We start from the raw sequence: 20,260 nt of genomic DNA on the forward strand, positions 1-20,260 counted from the left end.
CACATAGAAGGACAGTAATATCATGACTTATGACTTTGACTTATTTGTGATCGGTGGAGGTTCCGGAGGAATAGCAACCGCCAGACGTGCAGCAGAATACGGAGCAAAAGTCGGGTTAGCAGAATTTAACCGCTTAGGGGGAACCTGTGTTAACCGGGGTTGCGTCCCTAAAAAATTAATGGTTTATGCTTCCCGCTTTCCGGATATTTTTGAAGAATCTCAAGGATATGGTTGGAGTCCGGTAGAGAGTCATTTAAACTGGGAAAAAATGATCACCGCCGTCAATAATGAGGTGGATCGCCTCAACGGAATTTATCAGCGTATGTTGGATAATTCTCAGGTCCAACTCTTTCGTAATTATGCCTGTTTAGTTGATCCTCATACCGTCGAAGTAGGAGACACAAAAGTCACGGCTGATAAAATTTTAATTGCGGTTGGGGGTCATCCGCTTAAACCCGATATTCCGGGCATAGAATATACTATCGTCTCTGATGATATGTTTCATCTGCGTGAACAACCGAAGCGAATTGTCATCCTTGGGGCGGGATATATTGGAGTAGAATTTTCTTGTATTATGCACGGCTTAGGCACAGAAGTTACTCAAATTATTCGCTCAGATAAAATTTTACGGGGATTTGATGAGGATATTCGTTCTACCATTCAAGACGCGATGCAAGCTCACGGGATTCGCATTCTCAATAATAGCCAGCCTACCGCCATCGAAAAAACCCCTGAAGGGTTAAAAGTTTATGTAAAATGTGATGATGGTCATGGGGAAATAGTCGTAGCGGATGCGGTAGGATTAGCCGCCACTGGACGTATACCGAATATAGATAAATTAGGATTAGAAAAAGTCGGAGTAGAAGTCACAAATGGCTCAATCGTTGTGAATGAATATAGCCAAACTTCTCAAGAGAATATTTATGCGGTAGGAGACTGTACAAATCGTATCAATTTAACCCCGGTGGCCATTAATGAAGGTCGCGCTTTTGCTGATACTATGTTTGGGGGAAAACATCGTATTATGAGCCATGAAAATGTGCCCTCTGCGGTGTTTAGTCAGCCTGAAGCCGCTACTGTAGGGTTAACCGAAGCCCAAGCCAAGCAACAATATGGAGAGGATGCTATTCAGATTTATCGCGCTAAGTTTCGTCAGATGTACTACACTTTAACTGGCAAGGATGAAAAAACCTTGATGAAATTAGTGGTGGAAAAAGCCACTGATCGCGTTCTAGGGGCGCACATGGTGGGAGAACACGCCGCCGAATTGATTCAAGGAGTAGCGATCGCGGTTAAAATGGGCGCGAAAAAATCCGATTTTGATGCTACTGTTGGTATTCATCCTACTGCGGGCGAAGAATTTGTCACCATGCGATAAATTTTGTCGGGGCGCTCTTTAAGAGTGCCCTTGTGGGAGGGGAGTTTACTTTTCTTAACTAGCGTGGTCTTTATTTATATTTAGGTACTGATTAGAAAAAAATTCATCATATTTTCATATGGCTGTCAGAGAATGTTCATTTCGTCTGGGTATTGTATGAGAAAGTCAAATTGCTATCGGAGGCTAGATCGATGTCAAAAACTTCTTTACAACCCCCATCCGAAAATTTTAAAAATTCTAATAGTAACGATGAATGGTTATATTATGATAGCGATAGCAGTTGGTTATTACTACAACAATATATAGTATTAGCCGGTGATTCTGTTAAAACCGAAAGCCATCAGAAGAGAATTTGGGTTTGGTTATTGACAACGATAATTAGCTATTTATTGCTTGCAACAGCTTTTATTTCTCTTGGTAAAAATACCTGCTTTATGCAGCCAGATCAATCTGTATCCTATAATATTAACTTAAAAAAATAAGGATCAGGCTGTACATTTTTATAGAAATCTGACCCCCTGTAGTTCAAATGGGCTGATAATAACATTATGGAAAATAAATCTGCGTAAAATTCTTTTTCGGTGGGGGCGGGAGGATTAGCTAAATATAGCACTAAGACCTCACAAACGCTTATATTATTGACTGTAAGTCGTCATAGTTTTGACGAATACTTTGAGTCGTAGGATGATCTGTTCCTAAAGTTCGTTCAGCCATCTCTAAAGCTTCTGTGTAGAGAGATTTAGCTTCATCGTATCTGTCTTGGCTATAGTAGAGTTCTGCTAAATTGTTCAAGCTCAGGGCCACATCGGGATGGTCTCCAGTAAAAATTCGCCTTCTCATCTCTAACGCTTCGGTGTAAAGAGGTTCGGCTTCGGTGTATCTGCCTTGACTTTTGTAGAGTAAAGCTAAGTTGTTCAAGCTTGTTGCCACAGAGGGATGGTCTCCATCAAACATTCGCTTTGTCATCTCTAAGGCTTCGTTGTAAAGAGGTTCGGCTTCGGTGTATCTGCCTTGGTTATAGTAGAGTACTGCTAAATTGTTCAAGCTCCCTGCCACAGAGGGATGGTTTCCATCAAACATTCGCTTTGTCATCTCTAAGGCTTCGGTGTAAAGAGGTTCAGCTTCGGTGTATCTGTCTTGGCTACAATAGAGTTCTGCTAAATTGTTCAAGCTTGTTGTCACATCGGGATGGTCACCCTCAAACATTCGCCTTCTCATCTCTAAGGCTTCGGTGTAAAGAGGTTCAGCTTCGGTGTATCTGCCTTGTATTCTGTAGAGTTCTGCTAAATTGTTCAAGTTCCTGGCCACATCGGGATGGTCTCCAGTAAAGATTCGCCTTCTCATTTTTAATGCTTCGGTGTAAAGAGGTTCAGCTTTGGTGTATCTCCCTTGTATTCTGTAGAGTACTGCTAAATTGTTCAAGCTCGAAGCCACATCGGGATGGTCACCCTCAAACATTCGCCTTCTCATTTCTAAGGCTTCGGTGCAAAGAGGTTCAGCTTCGGTGTATCTGTCTTGGCTAGAGTAGAGTAAAGCTAAATTGTTCAAGCTTGTTGCCACATCGGGATGGTCACCCTCAAACATTCGCCTTATCATCTCTAACGCTTCGGTGTAGAGGGGTTCAGCTTCGGTGTATTTGCCTTGGATTTTGTAGAGTAAAGCTAAGTTGTTCAAGCTTGTTGCCACATCGGGATGGTCTCCAGTAAAAATTCGCCTTCTCATCTCTAACGCTTCGGTGTAGAGAGGTTCGGCTTCGGTGTATCTGCCTTGACTTTTGTAGAATAAAGCTAAGTTGTTCAAGCTCGTTGCCACAGAGGGATGGTCTCCAGTAAAGATTCGCCTTGTCATCTCATAGGCTTCGGTGTAGAGGGGTTCGGCTTCGGTGTATCTGCCTTGGTGATAGTAGAGTGCTGCTAAATTGTTCAAGCTTGTTGCCACTTGGGGATGGTTTCCCTCAAACATTCGCCTATACATCTCATATGCTTGGATGTAGAGGGGTTCGGCTTCGGTGTATCTGCCTTGGTCATCGTAGAGTGCTGCTAAATCGTTCAAGTTTGTTGCCACATCGGGATGGTCACCCTCAAACATTCGCCTATACATCTCTAAAGCTTGGATGTAAAGAGGTTCGGCTTCGTTATATCTGCCTTGGATTTTGTAGAGTCCTGCTAAATTGTTCAAGCTCCTTGCCACATCCAGATCATCTCCAAAGAATCTCTCTTGAGTGACAGATAAGCATTGTTTACCCCAAGGTTCTGCCTCTTTATATAAACCCTGGCCTTCATAAAATCTTTTTAATCCTACATAAACCCACATTAAATCATCATTTTTTATCCATTGACTTAGCTCTCTTGCTGCTACTGCTAAATGGGGAATAATAGGGGTAAGTTTTTGGATATCACTCTGTACAGTTTGCTCTGGGATTTCTTTAGCGATAGCTCCCATTAACTGGCAATAAGTCTCTTTAGCACTGTTGACCAGTTTTGATTCATTTAATTTATCTCTTAAATATTCATGAATTAATGTGTGTATTTCATAAACCTGTTCATTTTTCTCTTTAATCAGGCTAAGTTTAGTTAGTTCTCGTAATTGTTGCTGAGATTGGCTTAGTTCTATCTGGCTTTTATTTCTAATAAAAATTTGAACAATTGAGGAAAAAATGTTTTTAAACTTGCTAGTAGATTTGACGGCGGCTTCACCAAGGTGGGTTTCGATAAATTTCCAAGGAATGGGTTGGGCTTCAAAGAGGCTCAGAAAGCATCCTAGTTGTTTTGTATCTTCTGATAGTTCTTGCCAACTTAACTCAAAAGTGGCTATCACTCCTCTTTTCGCCGTCATTAATTGGTCTTTGGGTCTTTCTAAACTTTTATCTTTAAGTTTTTGCTGTTGCAATTTTTGGTAATAATTTTCAATTTTTTCTCCCGTATCTTCTAGATAACGGGCTGCCAATTCTATACTTAGGGGAAGATAACCTAGCCAGTTGCATAGTTTTTCTGCGTCTTCTCTTTCTTGTTCTATTCTTTTATCTCCTATAAATGAACCTAACAATTTGATAGCTGATTCCTCATCTAGTAGGTCTAACTCTAGAAGGTTAAAATTGTTTCTTAAATTAATATTTCTCGTGGTAATAATAAGTTTAAATTTTTTTGACTGTGGGGGAAGATAATCTTCTATTTGCTCCAAATATTTAACATTATCAAAAATAATTAATGTGTCGCCTTTTCTCCATTTCTGCCAGCAAACTTGGATTCTATCTTTTAATTTTAATTCATTTTCTTCTGGTATTTGTATTTGCAAATAATTTTTAGCAAAATCTAATATTTGTATCCCTACATTAGTTTTTTCTTCTATATTACTTGTTTCTTCAGAAACATTAATCCAACAAATTCCCGCTTGATAATTACGTTCTTCTTCTACTTTGTCCCTATCGGCTAAAGCATACTGTAAGGCTAATTCAGTTTTACCTATACCTCCCATTCCCGTCAAAGTTGAAATGGCTATCCTTTCTGATTCTTGAAGCTGTTTGTCTAGTTTTTTTAAAGCTTCATCTCTTCCCACGAATTGACGAACACCACTTTTAGGCAACTTATAAGGAATTGTTGATGGTTCTGAACTACCAACAGGTAAATTACCAATTATAAAAGTAGGATTTATAGCCCCTCTACTATCAATACCAGTATTAGCAGTTGTAGCAGGGGTATCTATTACTTTTTTGTCCTTAAACTCTCTCCCTCAAAGGTAGCCCCTTCACTTTTTCGAGCATCTATAGCAGTTGTCCCTTTCTCCGCCACGACCTCTTTATATTTTACTAAAGCAGACTTCGATTCTCTTAAATCAAGACCCACAGTTCTCTGTAATTCTTCGGCTGAATTTTGAGGGATATTGTTGATAGCTTCTAATATCTGAGCGATGTTCTCAGCTAGTTCATTATTTCTTGCAGTGTCATCATCTAAAACGCTTTCTATTGTCTGTTTAATAGCATTTTTAGCCACTTCATTATTGGGATTACTTTCTAAGAAAGCAAATGCACTCTCATCTATCTTTTTATCTCGAATAAAAAAACTCTTGATTTTACCGTAGGCAGTGGTTATATTATCGACGATTTGAGTTCCATTCTTAGAAATTTCAGCAGCGATTTGGGTTGATTCCTTCAAAAATTTAGCACCCGTTGTAATGGCGGTAAAAATTCCACTAATAGTAACAATATCCATGACTTACGTTAGATTTAACGATAAAAGTATATAACCAGTATAAATTTAGCCTCAAGGGGTAAGAAGAAGGATTAGTTATTATCCACTTCCCAATCATTTTCCCAGGCAGTTGTAACTTTGAGCCAACCGGCACTCCTGAGAATCAGGCTTTAACCCGAGAATACGTCGCCACATCCAACTGGTATGATGAGCAACATAACAATAGTAATAACGCAAAATTTTAGCTTTTATAATTTTATTTTACTATATTTTGCCTAAAGAGGGCGAATACTACAATAATTATATTTCTTAACTCTTCTGTTGACTATCATACCAGATAGCATTTTGTATCTTAATTAACTTTTTTCCCCACGATGCCGAAAGAGCCTAAATTTTGGACAAATAAGTCTTTAAAAATTGGCCAAGTGGACAAATAAGTCTTTAATGTACAGTACAGTATGGCAAGCGGATGATGGGACTCGAACCCACGACATTCACCTTGGGAAGGTGACGTTCTACCACTGAACTACATCCGCAGCAAAATTTAAGTATTTCCTATTATATCCTAATCCTTTCAACAAAGCAACTGTTCTAGGGTGGCCTCCATCACGGCAGTGGTTTGTCCGGCAACCGTAAATAACAAGGCTTCTCGATATACGCGCCCGGCTGGATGATCTAACCCATTGGCCGCACCACTGGAAACCGCCACCGCCGCCCTAGCACATCGTCCGGCTAAATTAATGGCCCACGCCCTTAAGGGTAAACCTTCGTCATCAAAAGCCCCCTCAATAGCTGTGGCAATTAACATTTTGTGACGACAGGTTTCTAACTCATCGGAAAGTCTATTAAACGCCTCAGCAATAAAAGGTAACTGCTTTTGATAATAAACCCTCTCCACGATATCAAGTGCCGCTTGAGCGCAGCCAAGAGCAAAAAAACCATGATGGAGGACATTTTTGGCATCATTTTCCTGAATAGCATTAGCGGGTTGAATGCACACCACCCGATCAGCCGCTAAAAACCACTGTTTTAACTCACTCCTTACCGTATTGGTAGAACCCACCACGATCAACTCCATCGCCTCACTAAAGCGAATTTGGCCGCCTCCGGGTTGATCCATCTCTCGTAGCGGAATCACCCCATATAAAGCTTGACCATCCGGCAACGTCGCCGCCATAATACAATCATCAAAAAAACCTAGCCCCGTGACCCAGGGAACTATCCCCGATAAAATATAACCCCCTTCAACCGGAGTTGCTTTCATCACAGGTTCACCCGCGCGACGTAAGTGAGAAAACCCTATCCCTAATAAGACTTCCCCGCTTCCCATACGCGGCAAATATTCCTGCTTGAGTGCCTCATGCTCACTCGCTACCAGTTGAGAACCGGCGCTTTGGTGTTGCATTTGTAGGAACGATAAAGCCCCCGAATAGCGGCTGATCAACATTTGAAAGTGACGATAAGTCAGTTCACTTACCCCCGCGCCGCCCCACTCTTGGGGGACTCTTAAGGCCAGTAAGCCGCGTTCACCCATTCCCTGAAGTGCTTTTTTTAAGGCCTGGGGAGATTGATCCAGTAGGTTCGCTTGAGGAGCAATGATATCCTGAAAATAGGTTATTGCTGTTTGTAATAATTGTTCTTCTGAGTTGAGCGGTAAATTAGCTTCTAATTGCATGGGCTGAGGACCTAATCTGATCGAATTCTAGCAATGACTCTATTTTGCCGGCTAAAATCTGCCCACCTAAACTGAACTTACAATTTTTTAAGAGTGAACGACTCATTTCTATTGATAAAATTGTCCAGAAATTAAATAGGAAATTTCTTGTCTCGCACTTCTTGGGAATAGTTTTGTACGGCTTGGGTTATGACTTCTCGTAAGTTAGCATACACTTTCACAAAGGGCGGCTGTTTATCGGTTAATCCTAACAAGTCTGCTGTCACTAATACCTGTCCATCACAGTCCGGTCCGGCCCCAATACCTATGGTAGGAATGGGTAATTTGTTGGTAATTAGTGCGGCTAAGTCCGCCGGAATATGTTCTAATACTACGGCAAAGGCCCCCGCTTGATAGAGGGCATAAGCTTCATCGAGAATTCTAGCGGCTTCATTATCGGTTTTTCCTTGCTTTTTGTAACCGAGTTGATGTACTGACTGAGGGGTTAACCCCACATGGCCCATCACAGGTATTCCTATGGTGGTTAGTCGGGCTACGGTTTCAGCCATGGCCGGATGACCCCCTTCTAATTTAACTGCATTGGCCCCGGTTTCTTTTAAGACTCGTCCGGCTGAATGAATGGCTTGAGAGATGCTTTCTTGATAGCTTAAAAAGGGTAGATCACATACTACTAAAGCGTGTTTGACTCCACGACGCACTGCTGCGGCATGATGTATCATTTCATCAAGGCTAATGGGTAAAGTCGTCTCATGGCCTAGGGCAACCATTGCTAAAGAATCACCGACTAAGATAATATCTACTCCTACCTCATCGAGAATTCGAGCGATCGCATAATCCCACGCTGTTAAGGTGACGATGGGGCGTTGTTGTTGTTTCCATTTAATAATTTGTCCGGTTGTGACTGCCATTGATTTATTTAGTTATTAGTTATTAGTTATTAGTTATTAGTCAGTAGTCATTAGTTGTGATTTTCTATTATTTACTGTAGCTATTGCATCTTTTAGGCCCGAGTATTGATTATTCACCATTGCCTCCTTTCTAAGAACTAATGACTATTGACTATTAACTAATGACTATTGACTAGACTATTAACTACAAGCTAACACCTGATCTCTAAACTGATATCGAACTGATGACGGAGTTACCGCACGGCTTCTAAGATCCGAGAATAATAGAAGCGAGTGCTAGTCATGCTAGTGCGTTGAATTTTAAAGCCGTTATTTTCTAAAATTTTGATAATATCCGCTTCCCGATGTTGATAGGCACGAGTTGTTTTACTGGGTCCAGGGAAAAATTCGCCGATTTTCTTGAGAACAGTTAAACATAAAGTTTTAGGGGCAAAACTGAGAATTAAGCGTTGTTGGGCCAAAGCGGCTAAATGAGAGATCATTTTCTCGGCATCTTCAGTCGGATAGTGAATTAACACATCTAAACAAATCACTGTGTGATACTGACCGCCTAAACTTTCTAAATCCTGTACACTAAAGGTAGGATTATCTATCTCTCCTAACGCTTCTTTGGCCTTTTCTTTGGCTTCTCCTACCATTTTTTCAGAGATATCACTCGCCCAAACTTTTGCCCCGGCTTGCGCTAGGGGAATGCTGAGACTACCTACCCCGCATCCCGCATCACAGATCGATAATTCGGCTAAATTTCCGTCGGTTTTTAACCAGTCAATTACCGTATCGATGGTTTTTTGATGTCCTATGCGGATATCGCGTTGAACTTTATTTACTTCGCCATCGCCGTATATTCTGCGCCAGCGATCAAACCCAGTGGCATTAAAATACTCTTTTACTACGGCTTTGTCGTTTACTGCGTTAGTCATAAAAGGTAATGGTAATAATATGCGAGGACGATTAATTACTGTACCATAAGCCCGTTATCCTTAAAGAAGACAAGTTATCTTAAATAAAAATCTTTTAAGGTTCTGGCTAAAAAATCCTCAGCACGATCAGCTAAAGTTACGTCTATAATTATCCTAGGCAGTAATCGCCACTAATTGACGCTGTAAGAACATGGAAGCCATCTATATTCCTCAACTCCTGAGAGCAAGAGAAAGAACGCTCTCCATAACCATTGATGAGTTTATTTCTGGGTTTGATAGCCTAACCCCCATACGAGGACGAATGATAGTGAAACATGGAGGGAATTTTTTAGAAGTTTCTGTAACCGCAGAGACAATTATTACTTTGACTTGTGATCGCTGTTTACAACAGTATAATCATCGTCTAGCCCTAGACACTTCTGAACTGATCTGGTTAGACAAAAATGATTTTATCCCTGAAAGCTACCCCCAAGAGAGAGAAGTTTCTTGGGATGACTTATCAGAAACCCTTTCGGCGGATGGACATTTTGAGCCGCAAACTTGGTTGTATGAACAATTATCTCTTAATTTGCCTTTAAGACACTTATGTGGTAAAAATTGTCAAAAACCATTAACCCCTGACTCAGAAGCTGAATCTAACTCTGATAGTCGTTGGGCGGCTTTAGCCATCTTAAAAAACCAACTTTCTCAATAAAGAGGCAACAGGCAACAGGCAACGGGCAACAGCTAACAGCGATCAGTTATAGTTATAAGTTAATAAGTTTTAAAACTATCAACGGTTAACTAGCAACGGTTAACTGTTGAGTGTTAACTGTTAACTAAAAACTGATAACTGAAAAATGAGCTTTTACCAAGAGTTTGAATTACTCCTGAGAGCCTGTTACCCTTTAATATACATCCCTACCCCAGAAGAAGAACGATTAGAAGCCGCCATAACTGCTTGTGCCAAAAGCGTTGGCAATCGTAATGTATATATTTGGGATTTTGTCGAGGGTTATCAAGATAATCCTAATAATGAAGGGTTTGGCAGACGTAACCCCTTACAAGCTTTAGAATATGTGGAACAATTGCCTCCTCAAAGCGGAGGAATTTTTATTTTAAGAGACTTTCACCGCTTTTTAGAAGATATTTCTATTTCTCGGAAATTGCGTAATCTGGCAAGAGTGCTAAAGTCTCAACCGAAAAATTTAGTGATTATTTCCCCAAGCGTCGAAATCCCCTCAGAATTGAGCGAAGTTTTGACAGTGGTTGAATTTCCCTTGCCCACAGGCACAGAAATTAAAGGAGAAATCGGGCGAATTTTAGCCGCCACCGGACAATCATTAGGGGATAAACTCTTAGATGAATTAGTACGTTCGGCCCAAGGCTTATCCTTAGAACGAATACGCCGCGTTTTAACCCGTTGTATCGCCAGTCACGGGAAAATAGAATCAGAAGATGTAGAATTGATTCTCGAGGAAAAACGTCAATCTATCCGTCAAACCCAAATATTAGACTTTTATCCCGCCACAGAACAAATATCGGATATTGGCGGCTTAGATAACCTCAAAGACTGGTTACTGAGGCGAGGTGGCGCATTTAGTGACAGGGCGAGGGCTTATGGGTTACCCCATCCCAGAGGCTTATTATTAGTGGGAATTCAGGGAACCGGTAAATCTTTAACCGCTAAAGCCATCTCTCATCATTGGCATTTACCCCTCTTACGCTTAGATGTGGGGCGCTTATTTGGGGGGTTAGTGGGAGAGTCGGAGTCTCGTACTCGTCAAATGATTAATTTAGCAGAAGCACTAGCGCCCTGTGTCCTCTGGATAGATGAAATTGATAAAGCTTTTGCCGGAGTAGATGGAAAAGGAGACGGGGGAACCACTTCACGGGTATTTGGGACTTTTATTAACTGGTTAGCCGAGAAAAAATCACCGGTTTTTGTGGTGGCTACGGCCAATAATATAGCGGCTTTGCCCCCAGAAATGTTGCGAAAAGGACGATTTGATGAGATATTTTTTGTCGGGTTGCCCACGCAAGAGGAACGAGTGGCTATTTTTAGCGTCCATTTATCCCGACTGCGCCCTCACAATCTCAAACAGTATGATATTAATCGATTAGCTTATGAAACGCCTGATTTCTCGGGTGCCGAAATTGAACAAACCATCGTCGAAGCAATGCACATCGGTTTTAGTCAAAATCGAGACTTTACCACTGATGATATATTAGAAGCGGCGAGTCAAATTGTTCCTTTAGCCCGCACCGCCCAAGAACAAATAGAGTTCTTACAAAATTGGGCAGCAGCCGGTAAAGCGCGTTTAGCTTCTCGGGATAGTCGTTTAAATAATCGTATTCAACGCCAATTCAACTAACCTATTAATTTAAATTTTTGATTAGGAATTTTTAAGGAACTATGGGTCGTTTATCAGGTTTATTACAATTTATTCTCGGTTTTTTGTTAGGCGTTTGTCTCTTAGCTGGAGGAACAGCCGCATTAGGATTTGTCTTCTTTTCCCAAATGGTTGCCCCACCTCCAAAACCGCTTTTTGATGCAGAGAAACAAGAAAAAGATAAAAATCCTAAAAAAGAACCTGTAGCTAAAGTTTCTCCTGTTAAAACAGAAACCAAAGTGGCATCAGAACCGGCAAAAGAAGAGTCAAAACCTGAACCTTCTCCTCAAGAACAAGAGGAAAAATTACCCCAAGGCGCTTATAAAGCGACCGTAACTTGGCCTGAAGGGTTAAGTATACGCGATCAAGCCGGTGCTGATGCTAGTCGCATTGGTGGGGTAATGTATAACGATAAAATTATTGTTCTTGAAACTACTCCCGATGGACAATGGCAAAAAATCCGTATAGTGGGTGGGACTCAAGAAGGTTGGATTAAAGCGGGTAATATACAGAAGATAGAATAAATCTAGGTGAGAAATTTTTCTACTAGCCATCCTTACAAAGGGTTAGGACATTTTTCAAACCTCAAATCAATGCAAGAGACGTTGGCGGCAACGTCTCAAATTTTAAGTGCCTAGGTATTTAATCGATTTTAAGAATATGCTGTCGTTGGGAGAGTTCAAGTTGCTTGGGAATGACGATAGAATTTTGGTCATACTCTTAACCTCGTCCTATTGTTGTTCAATTATTACATTGGATAAGTTAATTTTTGCATCTCCCAAATCGGGATTGTTTTTTATGTCTGTAATTATATATACAAAATTCCGAAATGTGTAAAAAATTTTAACAGGATCGATAAATAACGCGCCCAAAGTTCGACTACAATTATTGAAGAAATATTAAAAAAAGATAAAGCTATGGAAGAAAATCTAAGTCAACAACTAGAACCGATCGCCGCCTGGTTTCGCAGCTTAAACATCCCTGAACCGATCACCCACTGGGGACATCCCGTGATGATGTCTATCGTCATCTTAGCGATGGGTGGCTATGCTGTCTATGCAGGATGGCGCGGCAGAGTCGCTACTGAACCCGAAGTCCGGGCTAAAAACCTGGGAATGCACAGTCAACTGATGCCTTGGGTATTCATATTTTTAGGCTTAGGTTCCATTGGCGGCATCCTCTCTTTAGTCATGCAGCAGCAACCCATTACAGAAAGTCCCCACTTTTGGACGGCGGCGGCGGTACTATTTTTATTAGCCCTCAATGGTGGCATTGCTGCCTTTGGTTTTGCCAGCGAACAGAAAGCAACTCTGCGTAGTGTTCACGCCTATTTAGGGATTATCATCGCGCTAATTTTGCTTGCTCATGGGATATTTGGCTTAAAACTGGGACTTTCGATCTAAATAATGGTAATATAAAATTTTTAATGGATCTCCTTTAGTCTCCCCTTGAGATCCCCCTTAACCCCCCTTCTATGAGGGGGGATATTTAATTATGTCGAGGAAAAATAATTGAATGAATGGCACTCACTGGACAATAATCTGTTTATCTTATTTAGTGGGATTATTGTTTACGGGGGTGTTGGGATTTCCGGATTCTCATAGGAGTGGGTTACAGTGGATAGTAATTGTAACAGGAATCAGTAGTTTAAGTCTTTTTTTAGCCGTTATTATCCCTAAACGTTGGCCAACTGCACCAAGAGGAAAGTTTTGGTTAGGCGCAGCGATGGTTGCACTAAGTGCCGTAGTTTATTTTCAGTTGCGGGTTCCCTATCCCAGCCAAAATGATATCTCCCAGTTGCTTAAAAAATCTCCAAGTCAAACCGTTATTGTTGCGGGGAAAGTTTTAACAGAAAGCCGCCTTAATGCTAGTCTTCGGCAATCTTTTTGGTTACAGGTTAATAGCATCACCCAAAAGATAACTCCCCAACAAAGTAAAGAAGAGACTAAAGAAGTAACAGGAAAATTATATGTGACTGTGCCTTTTTACCCAGATAAAAAATATTATCCAGGTCAATCTTTAACCATTGAAGGAATATTATATAAACCGAGTTCTCGCGCTACTCCTGGTAGTTTTAATTTTAAATCTTATTTAGCGCGTGAGGGAGCATTTTCCGGTTTAAAAGGACAACAAATCATCGAAGAGGGACAACCGCCTTGGGGATTTTGGCTATTGAGAAAACGAATCGTTCGTTCTCAAAGTCGTTGGTTAGGAACGCCTGTAGGACCGTTAATTAGTTCGATATCTATAGGAAGACAAGCGGTGGATTTACCTGAAGACATCCGCAGTCTTTTTAATAAGGCTGGATTGGCTCATATTTTAGCCGCTTCTGGGTTTCAAGTCGTTTTATTGTTAGGGGTTGTTATCTTTTTTACCCGTAACTTATCCCCAGACAAACAGTTATGGATCGGCGTTGGGGTTTTAATTTTTTATGTAGGCTTAACCGGCATACAACCTTCGGTCAGTCGTGCGGCTTTAATGGGAATTGGAGGATTAATTGGACTGGTATTAGACAGAAAAGTTAACCGTTTGGGTTCTTGGCTATTAGTGGCAGTTTTATTACTCTTATTTAATCCGTTATGGATTTGGGATTTAGGATTTCAGTTGAGTTTTTTGGCTACCTTTAGCTTAATAGTTACTGTACCGCCTTTAGAACAAAAATTAGACTTTTTACCGCCGACAATAAGCCCGATGATTGCTATTCCTATCGGGGTATCTGTTTGGACGTTGCCGCTATTAATGCAGTCTTTTAGTGTTGTGGCAACTTATAGTATTCTCTGTAATATTATCACTGCCCCTTTGGTAACGGTGATTAGTTTGGGCGGGATGTTAAGCGCGGCGGTAGCGTTACTTTTTCCTTTGGGGGGAAGTGCCATTGCTTGGCTACTTTACTATCCTACTTTATTGCTGATTGCTATTGCCAAATTTTTTGTCAATTTACCGGCGAGTTCCTATGCAGTGGGTAAGCTTTCAGTAGGGGTGATGGTGTTGATTTATGTCGGTTTGTTGGCAATTTGGTTAAATCGATGGTGTCAAAAGCATGGGAAGGTAATTAGTTTATTTTTGTTGACTGTGGTGGTAGTTCCTATTGTTATTAGTCGTTTAACTTTGGTTCAGATTACAGTTTTGGAGACTCAACCTCATTTATCGATTGTCATTCAAGATAGGGGTAGGGTTATGGTTATTAATGGTGGGGATGAAGCGGCAGAAAAATATAGTCTTGTGCCTTTTTTAACGGTTCAGGGAGTGAATCAAATTGATTCAGTTATAGTTTTTGATGAGCAAAAATCCACTCTAGAGTCTTATTTAGGGGTAAAACAAGTTTTAAATCGAGAGCAGTTATTAAAAGATAATAAGATTTCTGTAGGAAAGGTGGAAATTGAGGTAATAAATGTTAAGCCTATGATTGTGCAGTTGGGAGTTGCTGATCACAAGTGGTTATGGTTGACGCAAGGGTCACAGCCGCCTGATGATAGGTTTAGGGAGTCAGTTGATGTTTTATTGTGGTCGGGTAAACGGTTAAATGCTGAGTGGATAGAGAGGGTAAAACCGAAAATAGGGATCGCGGTTTCTCGGTTTGTAGAGGCAAAAACTCGGCGGCTATTTCAATATCAGGGGATTAAGTTATATTGGACGGGGAAAGATGGGGCTATTCAATGGACTCCTAAAGGTGGGTTTAAGACAAGTATAATTACAGAGGATCAAGATATTTAATTCAAAGTAGGTTTGCTTATACAGATGGATTTGTGAGAAAATAACAAATAATAAAGAATATTTTAGGGATGCCTGGTCAATCTACGAACAAGTCACCGCATTAAACTACATGGAGCATCAGGACATTTATGAAATAGTTCATCAGTATATCGTCAAAAATTACCGGGAACCCTTTTCTTTTTTGGAACTAGGTTGTGGGGATGCTAGATATTCTGCTAAAGCTCTTTTAGCAACAGCCATTAGTAATTACACCGGAGTCGATCTTTCTTTAGGTGGATTAAACTTAGCACCTAAAAATCTAAAGAATATTAATTGTATTGTCGAGCTAAAGCAACAGGAGATGTCTGATTTTTTAGAGTCTTGTAATTCAAGCTTTGATTTAATCCTCATTTCTTTTGCCTTGCACCATTTAAGCTCAAAACAAAAGCAAGTATTTTTACAGCAGTGCTGGAATTGTCTTAATTCAAAAGGAACACTATTACTAATTGATGTTTTTTGTAGAAATCAGGAAACTCTACCAGAATATTTAGCCAGATACTGCGGACATATACAAACTCAATGGCAACAAATCCCATCTCAGTCAATTAGTAAAATTGTTGGGCACATTTCCACCAGCGATTATCCTGAATCAGAATCTACTCTCCGACATTGGGCGCAAGAGATAGGTTTTAATCAAGTAAAATTAATTTATGATGGCAAACACGATGTTCACAAAGCATTTGCCTTGATTAAAAATTCTTAGGCTTTATTTAATGCTTTGCTTGCCGTTCAAGTTCGGCTTGTTATCATTTAAAAAGTAGGCTATTTAATGATGGCTATGTCAGTTGTATCAAGTGAATCTATTGAAGTAGATACTTCTGTCCGTTTATGGACGGTTGAGGAATATTATCACATGGCTGAGGTGGGAATTCTAGGGCCAGATGAACGGGTAGAATTAATTGCAGGGGAAATTTATCAAAAGATGAGTCCACAGGGTACACCTCACTATACAACTATTACCCGAACTGAACGAATGTTGCGGCAGGGTTTGGGGACTAGGGTATTATTGCGAATACAAGCGCCTGTTCATTTGAATGATTATTCTGAACCAGAACCCGATATAGCGGTGGTTTATCCTGATCCGATGGATTATATTGAACATCATCCTTATCCTGATGATATTTTATTACTCATTGAAGTGGCAGATAAAACTCTTAAGAGAGATTGTCAGTTAAAGGCGAAGGAGTATGCTAGTGCAGGGATTAAAGATTATTGGGTGTTGGATGTGAATAACCGTCAGTTGTATCTCTTTCGAGAACCGGGACAAGAGGGTTATTCTAGTCAGGTTATTCTTTCAGAAAATGAGGAAGTTTCGCCTTTAGAATTTCCTGAGTTAAAGTTTGTTGTTCGAGATCTTTTAGCCCCTATGATCAGTCAATAAATTCTCCTCATTTCTGACTCTTGTATTCTAATTTTTTAAGCTCTGATTGACTAAATCTCACATTTATGCAAAAATGGGGACAATAAGGTGTATGGGTGAAAGTTGTGACCGTTTTAACCTTAAACTTATCATCAGTAGGTCAGCTAACGGATGAAGCTTTCTACAATCTATGCCGCACTAACCCAGACCTAAAATTTGAATGCACAGAGGACGGAAAACTAATTATTGTGTCACCGACAGGAGGAGAAACGGGAATTCGGAATCGGAGAATTACCCAACGTTTAGGGAACTGGACTGATGAAGATAATAGCGGCGTTTCTTTTGATTCTTCTACTTGTTTCAAGTTGCCTAGCGGTGCTAAACGTTCTCCGGATGCGGCTTGGATTATACTAGAACGATGGGAGTCTTTAACCCCCGAACAGCGTCAAAAATTCCCTCCCTTAGCGCCTGATTTTGTTATCGAGTTGCGTTCTCCTACCGATGAGTTGGATAGTTTACAGGCAAAAATGCGAGAATATATGAGTAATGGGGTACGCTTGGGATGGCTTATCGATCCGATCCTTCGCCGAGTGGAAGTTTATCGCTTAGGAGAGGAGGTGGAGGTTTTAGAGTCTCCCTCGAGTTTGTCGGGTGAGGATGTTTTGCCGGGGTTTGTGTTGGATTTAGATAGGATTCTTTAAGGTGGGTGAGTGTTTTACATTTTAGGAAAATGTTGATTTTAATTTTAATCTGATCTTTCAGATGTTAGTATTGATATACTAAAAATTCTTGATTAATAAAAAAGTTATGGTTAACGTTATTCGCGGTACGACTACAGACAAACCAGTTTCATCACAAAATTTAGCTGATTATTTTGAAAAGCGTACTGATATTGAAGGCACGTTGTATCTGGGATATCCTATTATAGGAACGGCTCAAGGTGGCTATAAAATCGATGCTCTTTTGATTTCTAAACAACATGGAGTTATTGTTTTTCAGATAGAAGAAGGGACAAAGATAAATAAAAATGTTGAAGAAATTCAGGATGAAAGTATAACTAAACTAGAATCAAAATTTTTACAATATAAAGAACTTTTAAACAAACGAAAATTAATGGTAGAGATAGCTGTAGTTACTTATGCTCCTGCCGTCAGAAATTATCCAAATCATATTTCACCAGATGAGTATCCTATTTTAATTAGTAATGAAGATTTGGAAAATTTTATTAATAAGTGTGATTGGAAACAGGGAGAGGATTATTTTGAAAAAGTCAATTCAGTGATTCAGGCGATAACAACCATTAGAAAGAAAAATCCAAGAACCACAACTAAACCTGATTCTAGAGGAACAAAATTAAAACATCTAGAAGAGTCTATAGCTAACTTAGATGAAACTCAAAATGCCGCCGTTTTAGAAACCGTTGAAGGGGTACAAAGAATTAGAGGACTTGCTGGTTCAGGTAAAACTATAGTTTTAGCACTAAAAGTTGCCTATCTTCATGCTACTCATCCAGATTGGCAGATTGCTGTAACCTTTAATACCCGTTCTTTAAAAGGTCAGTTTATCAATTTAATTACTAAATTTACCTATGAACATACTAATGAAGAGCCTGATTGGGAAAAGATAAAAATTATTCATGCTTGGGGAAGTCCAAAAATGGACGGAATTTACTATGAATTTTGTAAAATACATAACATAGAATATTTCGATTTTGAGGCAGCTAAAAAATTAACGCCTTATGAAGGTCAAGAATTTGATGCTGTTTGTAAAAAGGCTTTAACTCAACTAAGAGAGCGTTTTTTACAATACTATGATGTAATTTTAGTTGATGAAGCTCAAGATTTTTCTAAATATTTTTTAAGAATTTGTTACCATATTTTAAAAAAACCAAAACGTTTAGTTTATGCTTATGATGAGTTACAAAGTCTTAATAAAAAAATAATGGAATCTCCAGAATCCCTTTTTGGCAACGATGAAGAAAATAAGCCAATAGTAACTCTCAAAAACTCACCAGGAGAACCTAAACAAGATGTTGTTCTTAATACCTGCTATAGGAATTCCAGACCAATTTTAACCTCTGCTCATGCTTTAGGTTTTGGAATATATAGAACTGGTGGTTTAATCCAAATGTTTGAATATGCAGGATTATGGGAAGATATTGGTTATGAAGTAAAAGATGGAAGACTAGAGGATGGAAAGTTTGTCAAATTGAGTAGAACACCAAAAACTAGCCCAAAATTTCTGGAAGATCATTCACCAATAGATGATTTAATAATATTTAAAACTTTTAATAATAATCAAGAGCAAATTGAATGGTTATTACAACAAATAAAAATAAATCTTCAAGAAGATGAGCTTAGATATGATGATATCATGGTAATTCACACTGAACCTAAGACTACTAAATCTGCTGTAGGAAAAGCTAGAGATTTACTTTTTAAAGAAGAAATTAATTCTAACTTAGCCGGTGTAACTACATCGCAGGATGAATTTTTTAAGGATGATGCTATTGTCTTCACAAGTATATATAGAGCGAAAGGTAATGAAGCAGCTATGGTTTATGTAATCAATGCTCAAGAATGTTATTCAGGAACAGAACTTGCTAAAAAAAGAAATATTTTATTTACTGCTATGACAAGAAGTAAAGCCTGGCTAAGAGTAATAGGTTATGGTGAAGGAATGAAAAGGCTAGAGCAAGAATTTAATCAAATTAAACATCATAATTTTGCTCTTGAATTTACTTATCCTACACAAGAGCAGCGTCAACAAATGAATTTAATTAATAGAGATATAAGTCAAGAAGAACGTAAAAAAATTACTAAACAAAAACAAACTGTAGAATATATTGATAAAATTATGGCTGATTTGCCTGAAGAAGAAAGACGTAAAATAATAGAAAAATGGCAAAATCCTGTAGATTCAGAACAATAATCCTAAATGAAAATTAATCATCAAAATATTTTAAAAGAAGTTAATGAAGTTACCAGCAAGTTAATCTCAGTAGATTTATCCGTTCAACAAAATTTTCCGAGTTGTCAAACCTTGGGTAATAACATTTATCAAATTGCCTACGCCGGTATGAGTGATTTATCTATCGCTTTAAAAAATCTTAAGTATGAAGAAATTTATGATGAACTACATAAAAATAAAAACTATAATATAAAAATGATTGATGGAGCCTTAATACAACTTCTTTATACTTATCAAGGTTCAACTTTAATTGCTCATAGACTCGCTTTTTTTCCTTCTCCTTATTTGGAATCATTTCAGAATGAACCTGAAATTTATATAGAAGATGAAATTTATGCTGATATTTTAGATAAAAATATTATGGTTGTTCCAATTAGATTTGATTATGACCCAAAAAATTTTAAAGAACTTGAACATCCCCACTGTCATTTAACTTTAGGGCAATTTAAAAATTGTCGTATTCCTGTATGCTCTCCTCTAACCCCCAATGTATTTATATCTTTTATTCTCAGTAGTTTTTATAATACAGCTTATCAAAAATATTCTCAAGAATTAAACTTAAACAAGGTTTTATTTGACGAAACTATTACTCAATTAGAAAAGGAAATTTTACATATAGCAATTTTCTAGACTAATAATAATTGATGGTGGGCAAAGTTGGATTTTAAGTTAAAACCTTTACCGAAAGTTATCGCCAACCCTTCGCTACCGCTCAGGGCAAGCTTTGCCCACCCTAC

General features: G+C 39.1%; 17 protein-coding genes and 1 tRNA gene. 12 read left to right on the forward strand and 6 right to left on the reverse strand.

Features of this window, described 5'->3' with window-relative positions; all coding sequences use genetic code 11:
* The first annotated feature begins 22 nt into the window (after nt 1–22).
* Together gorA and CYAN7822_RS10090 are read left to right on the forward strand one after the other, a co-directional pair.
* A complete protein-coding gene (gene gorA, locus CYAN7822_RS10085) occupies nt 23–1,378 on the forward strand; it encodes a glutathione-disulfide reductase (protein WP_013322156.1) in 1,356 nt (451 codons plus the stop codon).
* 191 nt (nt 1,379–1,569) lie between these two features.
* Nucleotides 1,570–1,860 carry a hypothetical protein gene (locus CYAN7822_RS10090; RefSeq protein ID WP_013322157.1) on the forward strand — a complete coding sequence of 97 codons (291 nt, stop codon included), beginning with the start codon at nt 1,570–1,572 and terminating at the stop codon, nt 1,858–1,860.
* Between the two features lie 148 nt (nt 1,861–2,008).
* Here CYAN7822_RS10090 and fxsT read toward each other — a convergent pair whose 3' ends face one another.
* The 6 genes from fxsT to bchM all read right to left on the reverse strand — a co-directional run bounded on the left by fxsT (nt 2,009) and on the right by bchM (nt 9,068).
* Entirely contained in the window at nt 2,009–4,960 is a 2,952-nt protein-coding gene (gene fxsT / locus CYAN7822_RS38410) for an FxSxx-COOH system tetratricopeptide repeat protein (RefSeq protein WP_083786845.1), read from the reverse strand.
* Between the two features lie 119 nt (nt 4,961–5,079).
* The gene (locus CYAN7822_RS10100; RefSeq protein WP_013322159.1) at nt 5,080–5,586 is read right to left on the reverse strand and encodes a hypothetical protein; all 507 of its coding nucleotides are present in this window, start codon (nt 5,584–5,586) and stop codon (nt 5,080–5,082) included.
* Between the two features lie 443 nt (nt 5,587–6,029).
* Nucleotides 6,030–6,101: transfer RNA gene (locus CYAN7822_RS10105), tRNA-Gly, on the reverse strand.
* Nucleotides 6,102–6,139: 38 nt separating this feature from the next.
* Nucleotides 6,140–7,240: an acyl-CoA dehydrogenase family protein gene (locus tag CYAN7822_RS10110; protein ID WP_013322160.1), complete on the reverse strand. Its 1,101-nt coding sequence runs from the start codon at nt 7,238–7,240 to the stop codon at nt 6,140–6,142.
* Nucleotides 7,241–7,371: 131 nt separating this feature from the next.
* Nucleotides 7,372–8,148 carry a 3-methyl-2-oxobutanoate hydroxymethyltransferase gene (panB, locus tag CYAN7822_RS10115; protein WP_013322161.1) on the reverse strand — a complete coding sequence of 259 codons (777 nt, stop codon included), beginning with the start codon at nt 8,146–8,148 and terminating at the stop codon, nt 7,372–7,374.
* 233 nt (nt 8,149–8,381) lie between these two features.
* Nucleotides 8,382–9,068 (reverse strand): magnesium protoporphyrin IX methyltransferase, encoded by a 687-nt coding sequence (gene bchM / locus CYAN7822_RS10120; RefSeq protein WP_013322162.1) that lies wholly within the window; start codon nt 9,066–9,068, stop codon nt 8,382–8,384.
* A 190-nt stretch (nt 9,069–9,258) separates the two neighbouring features.
* Here bchM and CYAN7822_RS10125 point away from each other — a divergent pair, with 190 nt between their 5' ends.
* The 10 genes from CYAN7822_RS10125 (at nt 9,259) to CYAN7822_RS10170 (ending at nt 20,153) form a co-directional block, all read left to right on the forward strand.
* Nucleotides 9,259–9,762 carry a YceD family protein gene (locus CYAN7822_RS10125; RefSeq protein ID WP_013322163.1) on the forward strand — a complete coding sequence of 168 codons (504 nt, stop codon included), beginning with the start codon at nt 9,259–9,261 and terminating at the stop codon, nt 9,760–9,762.
* Between the two features lie 145 nt (nt 9,763–9,907).
* Nucleotides 9,908–11,422 (forward strand): AAA family ATPase, encoded by a 1,515-nt coding sequence (locus tag CYAN7822_RS10130; protein ID WP_013322164.1) that lies wholly within the window; start codon nt 9,908–9,910, stop codon nt 11,420–11,422.
* 41 nt (nt 11,423–11,463) lie between these two features.
* On the forward strand, nt 11,464–11,964 hold the full coding sequence (locus tag CYAN7822_RS10135) for an SH3 domain-containing protein (protein ID WP_013322165.1): 501 nt from the start codon (nt 11,464–11,466) through the stop codon (nt 11,962–11,964).
* Between the two features lie 393 nt (nt 11,965–12,357).
* The gene (locus tag CYAN7822_RS10140) at nt 12,358–12,843 is read left to right on the forward strand and encodes a DUF4079 domain-containing protein (RefSeq protein WP_013322166.1); all 486 of its coding nucleotides are present in this window, start codon (nt 12,358–12,360) and stop codon (nt 12,841–12,843) included.
* Between the two features lie 112 nt (nt 12,844–12,955).
* On the forward strand, nt 12,956–15,154 hold the full coding sequence (locus CYAN7822_RS10145) for a ComEC/Rec2 family competence protein (RefSeq protein WP_013322167.1): 2,199 nt from the start codon (nt 12,956–12,958) through the stop codon (nt 15,152–15,154).
* A gap of 40 nt (nt 15,155–15,194) precedes the next feature.
* A complete protein-coding gene (locus CYAN7822_RS10150; RefSeq protein WP_041933197.1) occupies nt 15,195–15,896 on the forward strand; it encodes a class I SAM-dependent methyltransferase in 702 nt (233 codons plus the stop codon).
* 75 nt (nt 15,897–15,971) lie between these two features.
* Nucleotides 15,972–16,574: a Uma2 family endonuclease gene (locus CYAN7822_RS10155; protein WP_049802689.1), complete on the forward strand. Its 603-nt coding sequence runs from the start codon at nt 15,972–15,974 to the stop codon at nt 16,572–16,574.
* A gap of 104 nt (nt 16,575–16,678) precedes the next feature.
* Nucleotides 16,679–17,254, forward strand: coding sequence for a Uma2 family endonuclease (locus CYAN7822_RS10160; protein ID WP_041933634.1), 576 nt, complete (start codon nt 16,679–16,681; stop codon nt 17,252–17,254).
* Between the two features lie 106 nt (nt 17,255–17,360).
* Nucleotides 17,361–19,484 carry a DEAD/DEAH box helicase gene (locus CYAN7822_RS10165; protein ID WP_013322171.1) on the forward strand — a complete coding sequence of 708 codons (2,124 nt, stop codon included), beginning with the start codon at nt 17,361–17,363 and terminating at the stop codon, nt 19,482–19,484.
* Nucleotides 19,485–19,490: 6 nt separating this feature from the next.
* Complete coding sequence (locus CYAN7822_RS10170; protein ID WP_013322172.1) at nt 19,491–20,153, forward strand: DUF2290 domain-containing protein; 663 nt, start codon at nt 19,491–19,493, stop codon at nt 20,151–20,153.
* Nucleotides 20,154–20,260: the final 107 nt, after the last annotated feature.

Origin of the sequence: Gloeothece verrucosa PCC 7822, assembly GCF_000147335.1 — a bacterium.
GTDB lineage: Bacteria > Cyanobacteriota > Cyanobacteriia > Cyanobacteriales > Microcystaceae > Gloeothece > Gloeothece verrucosa.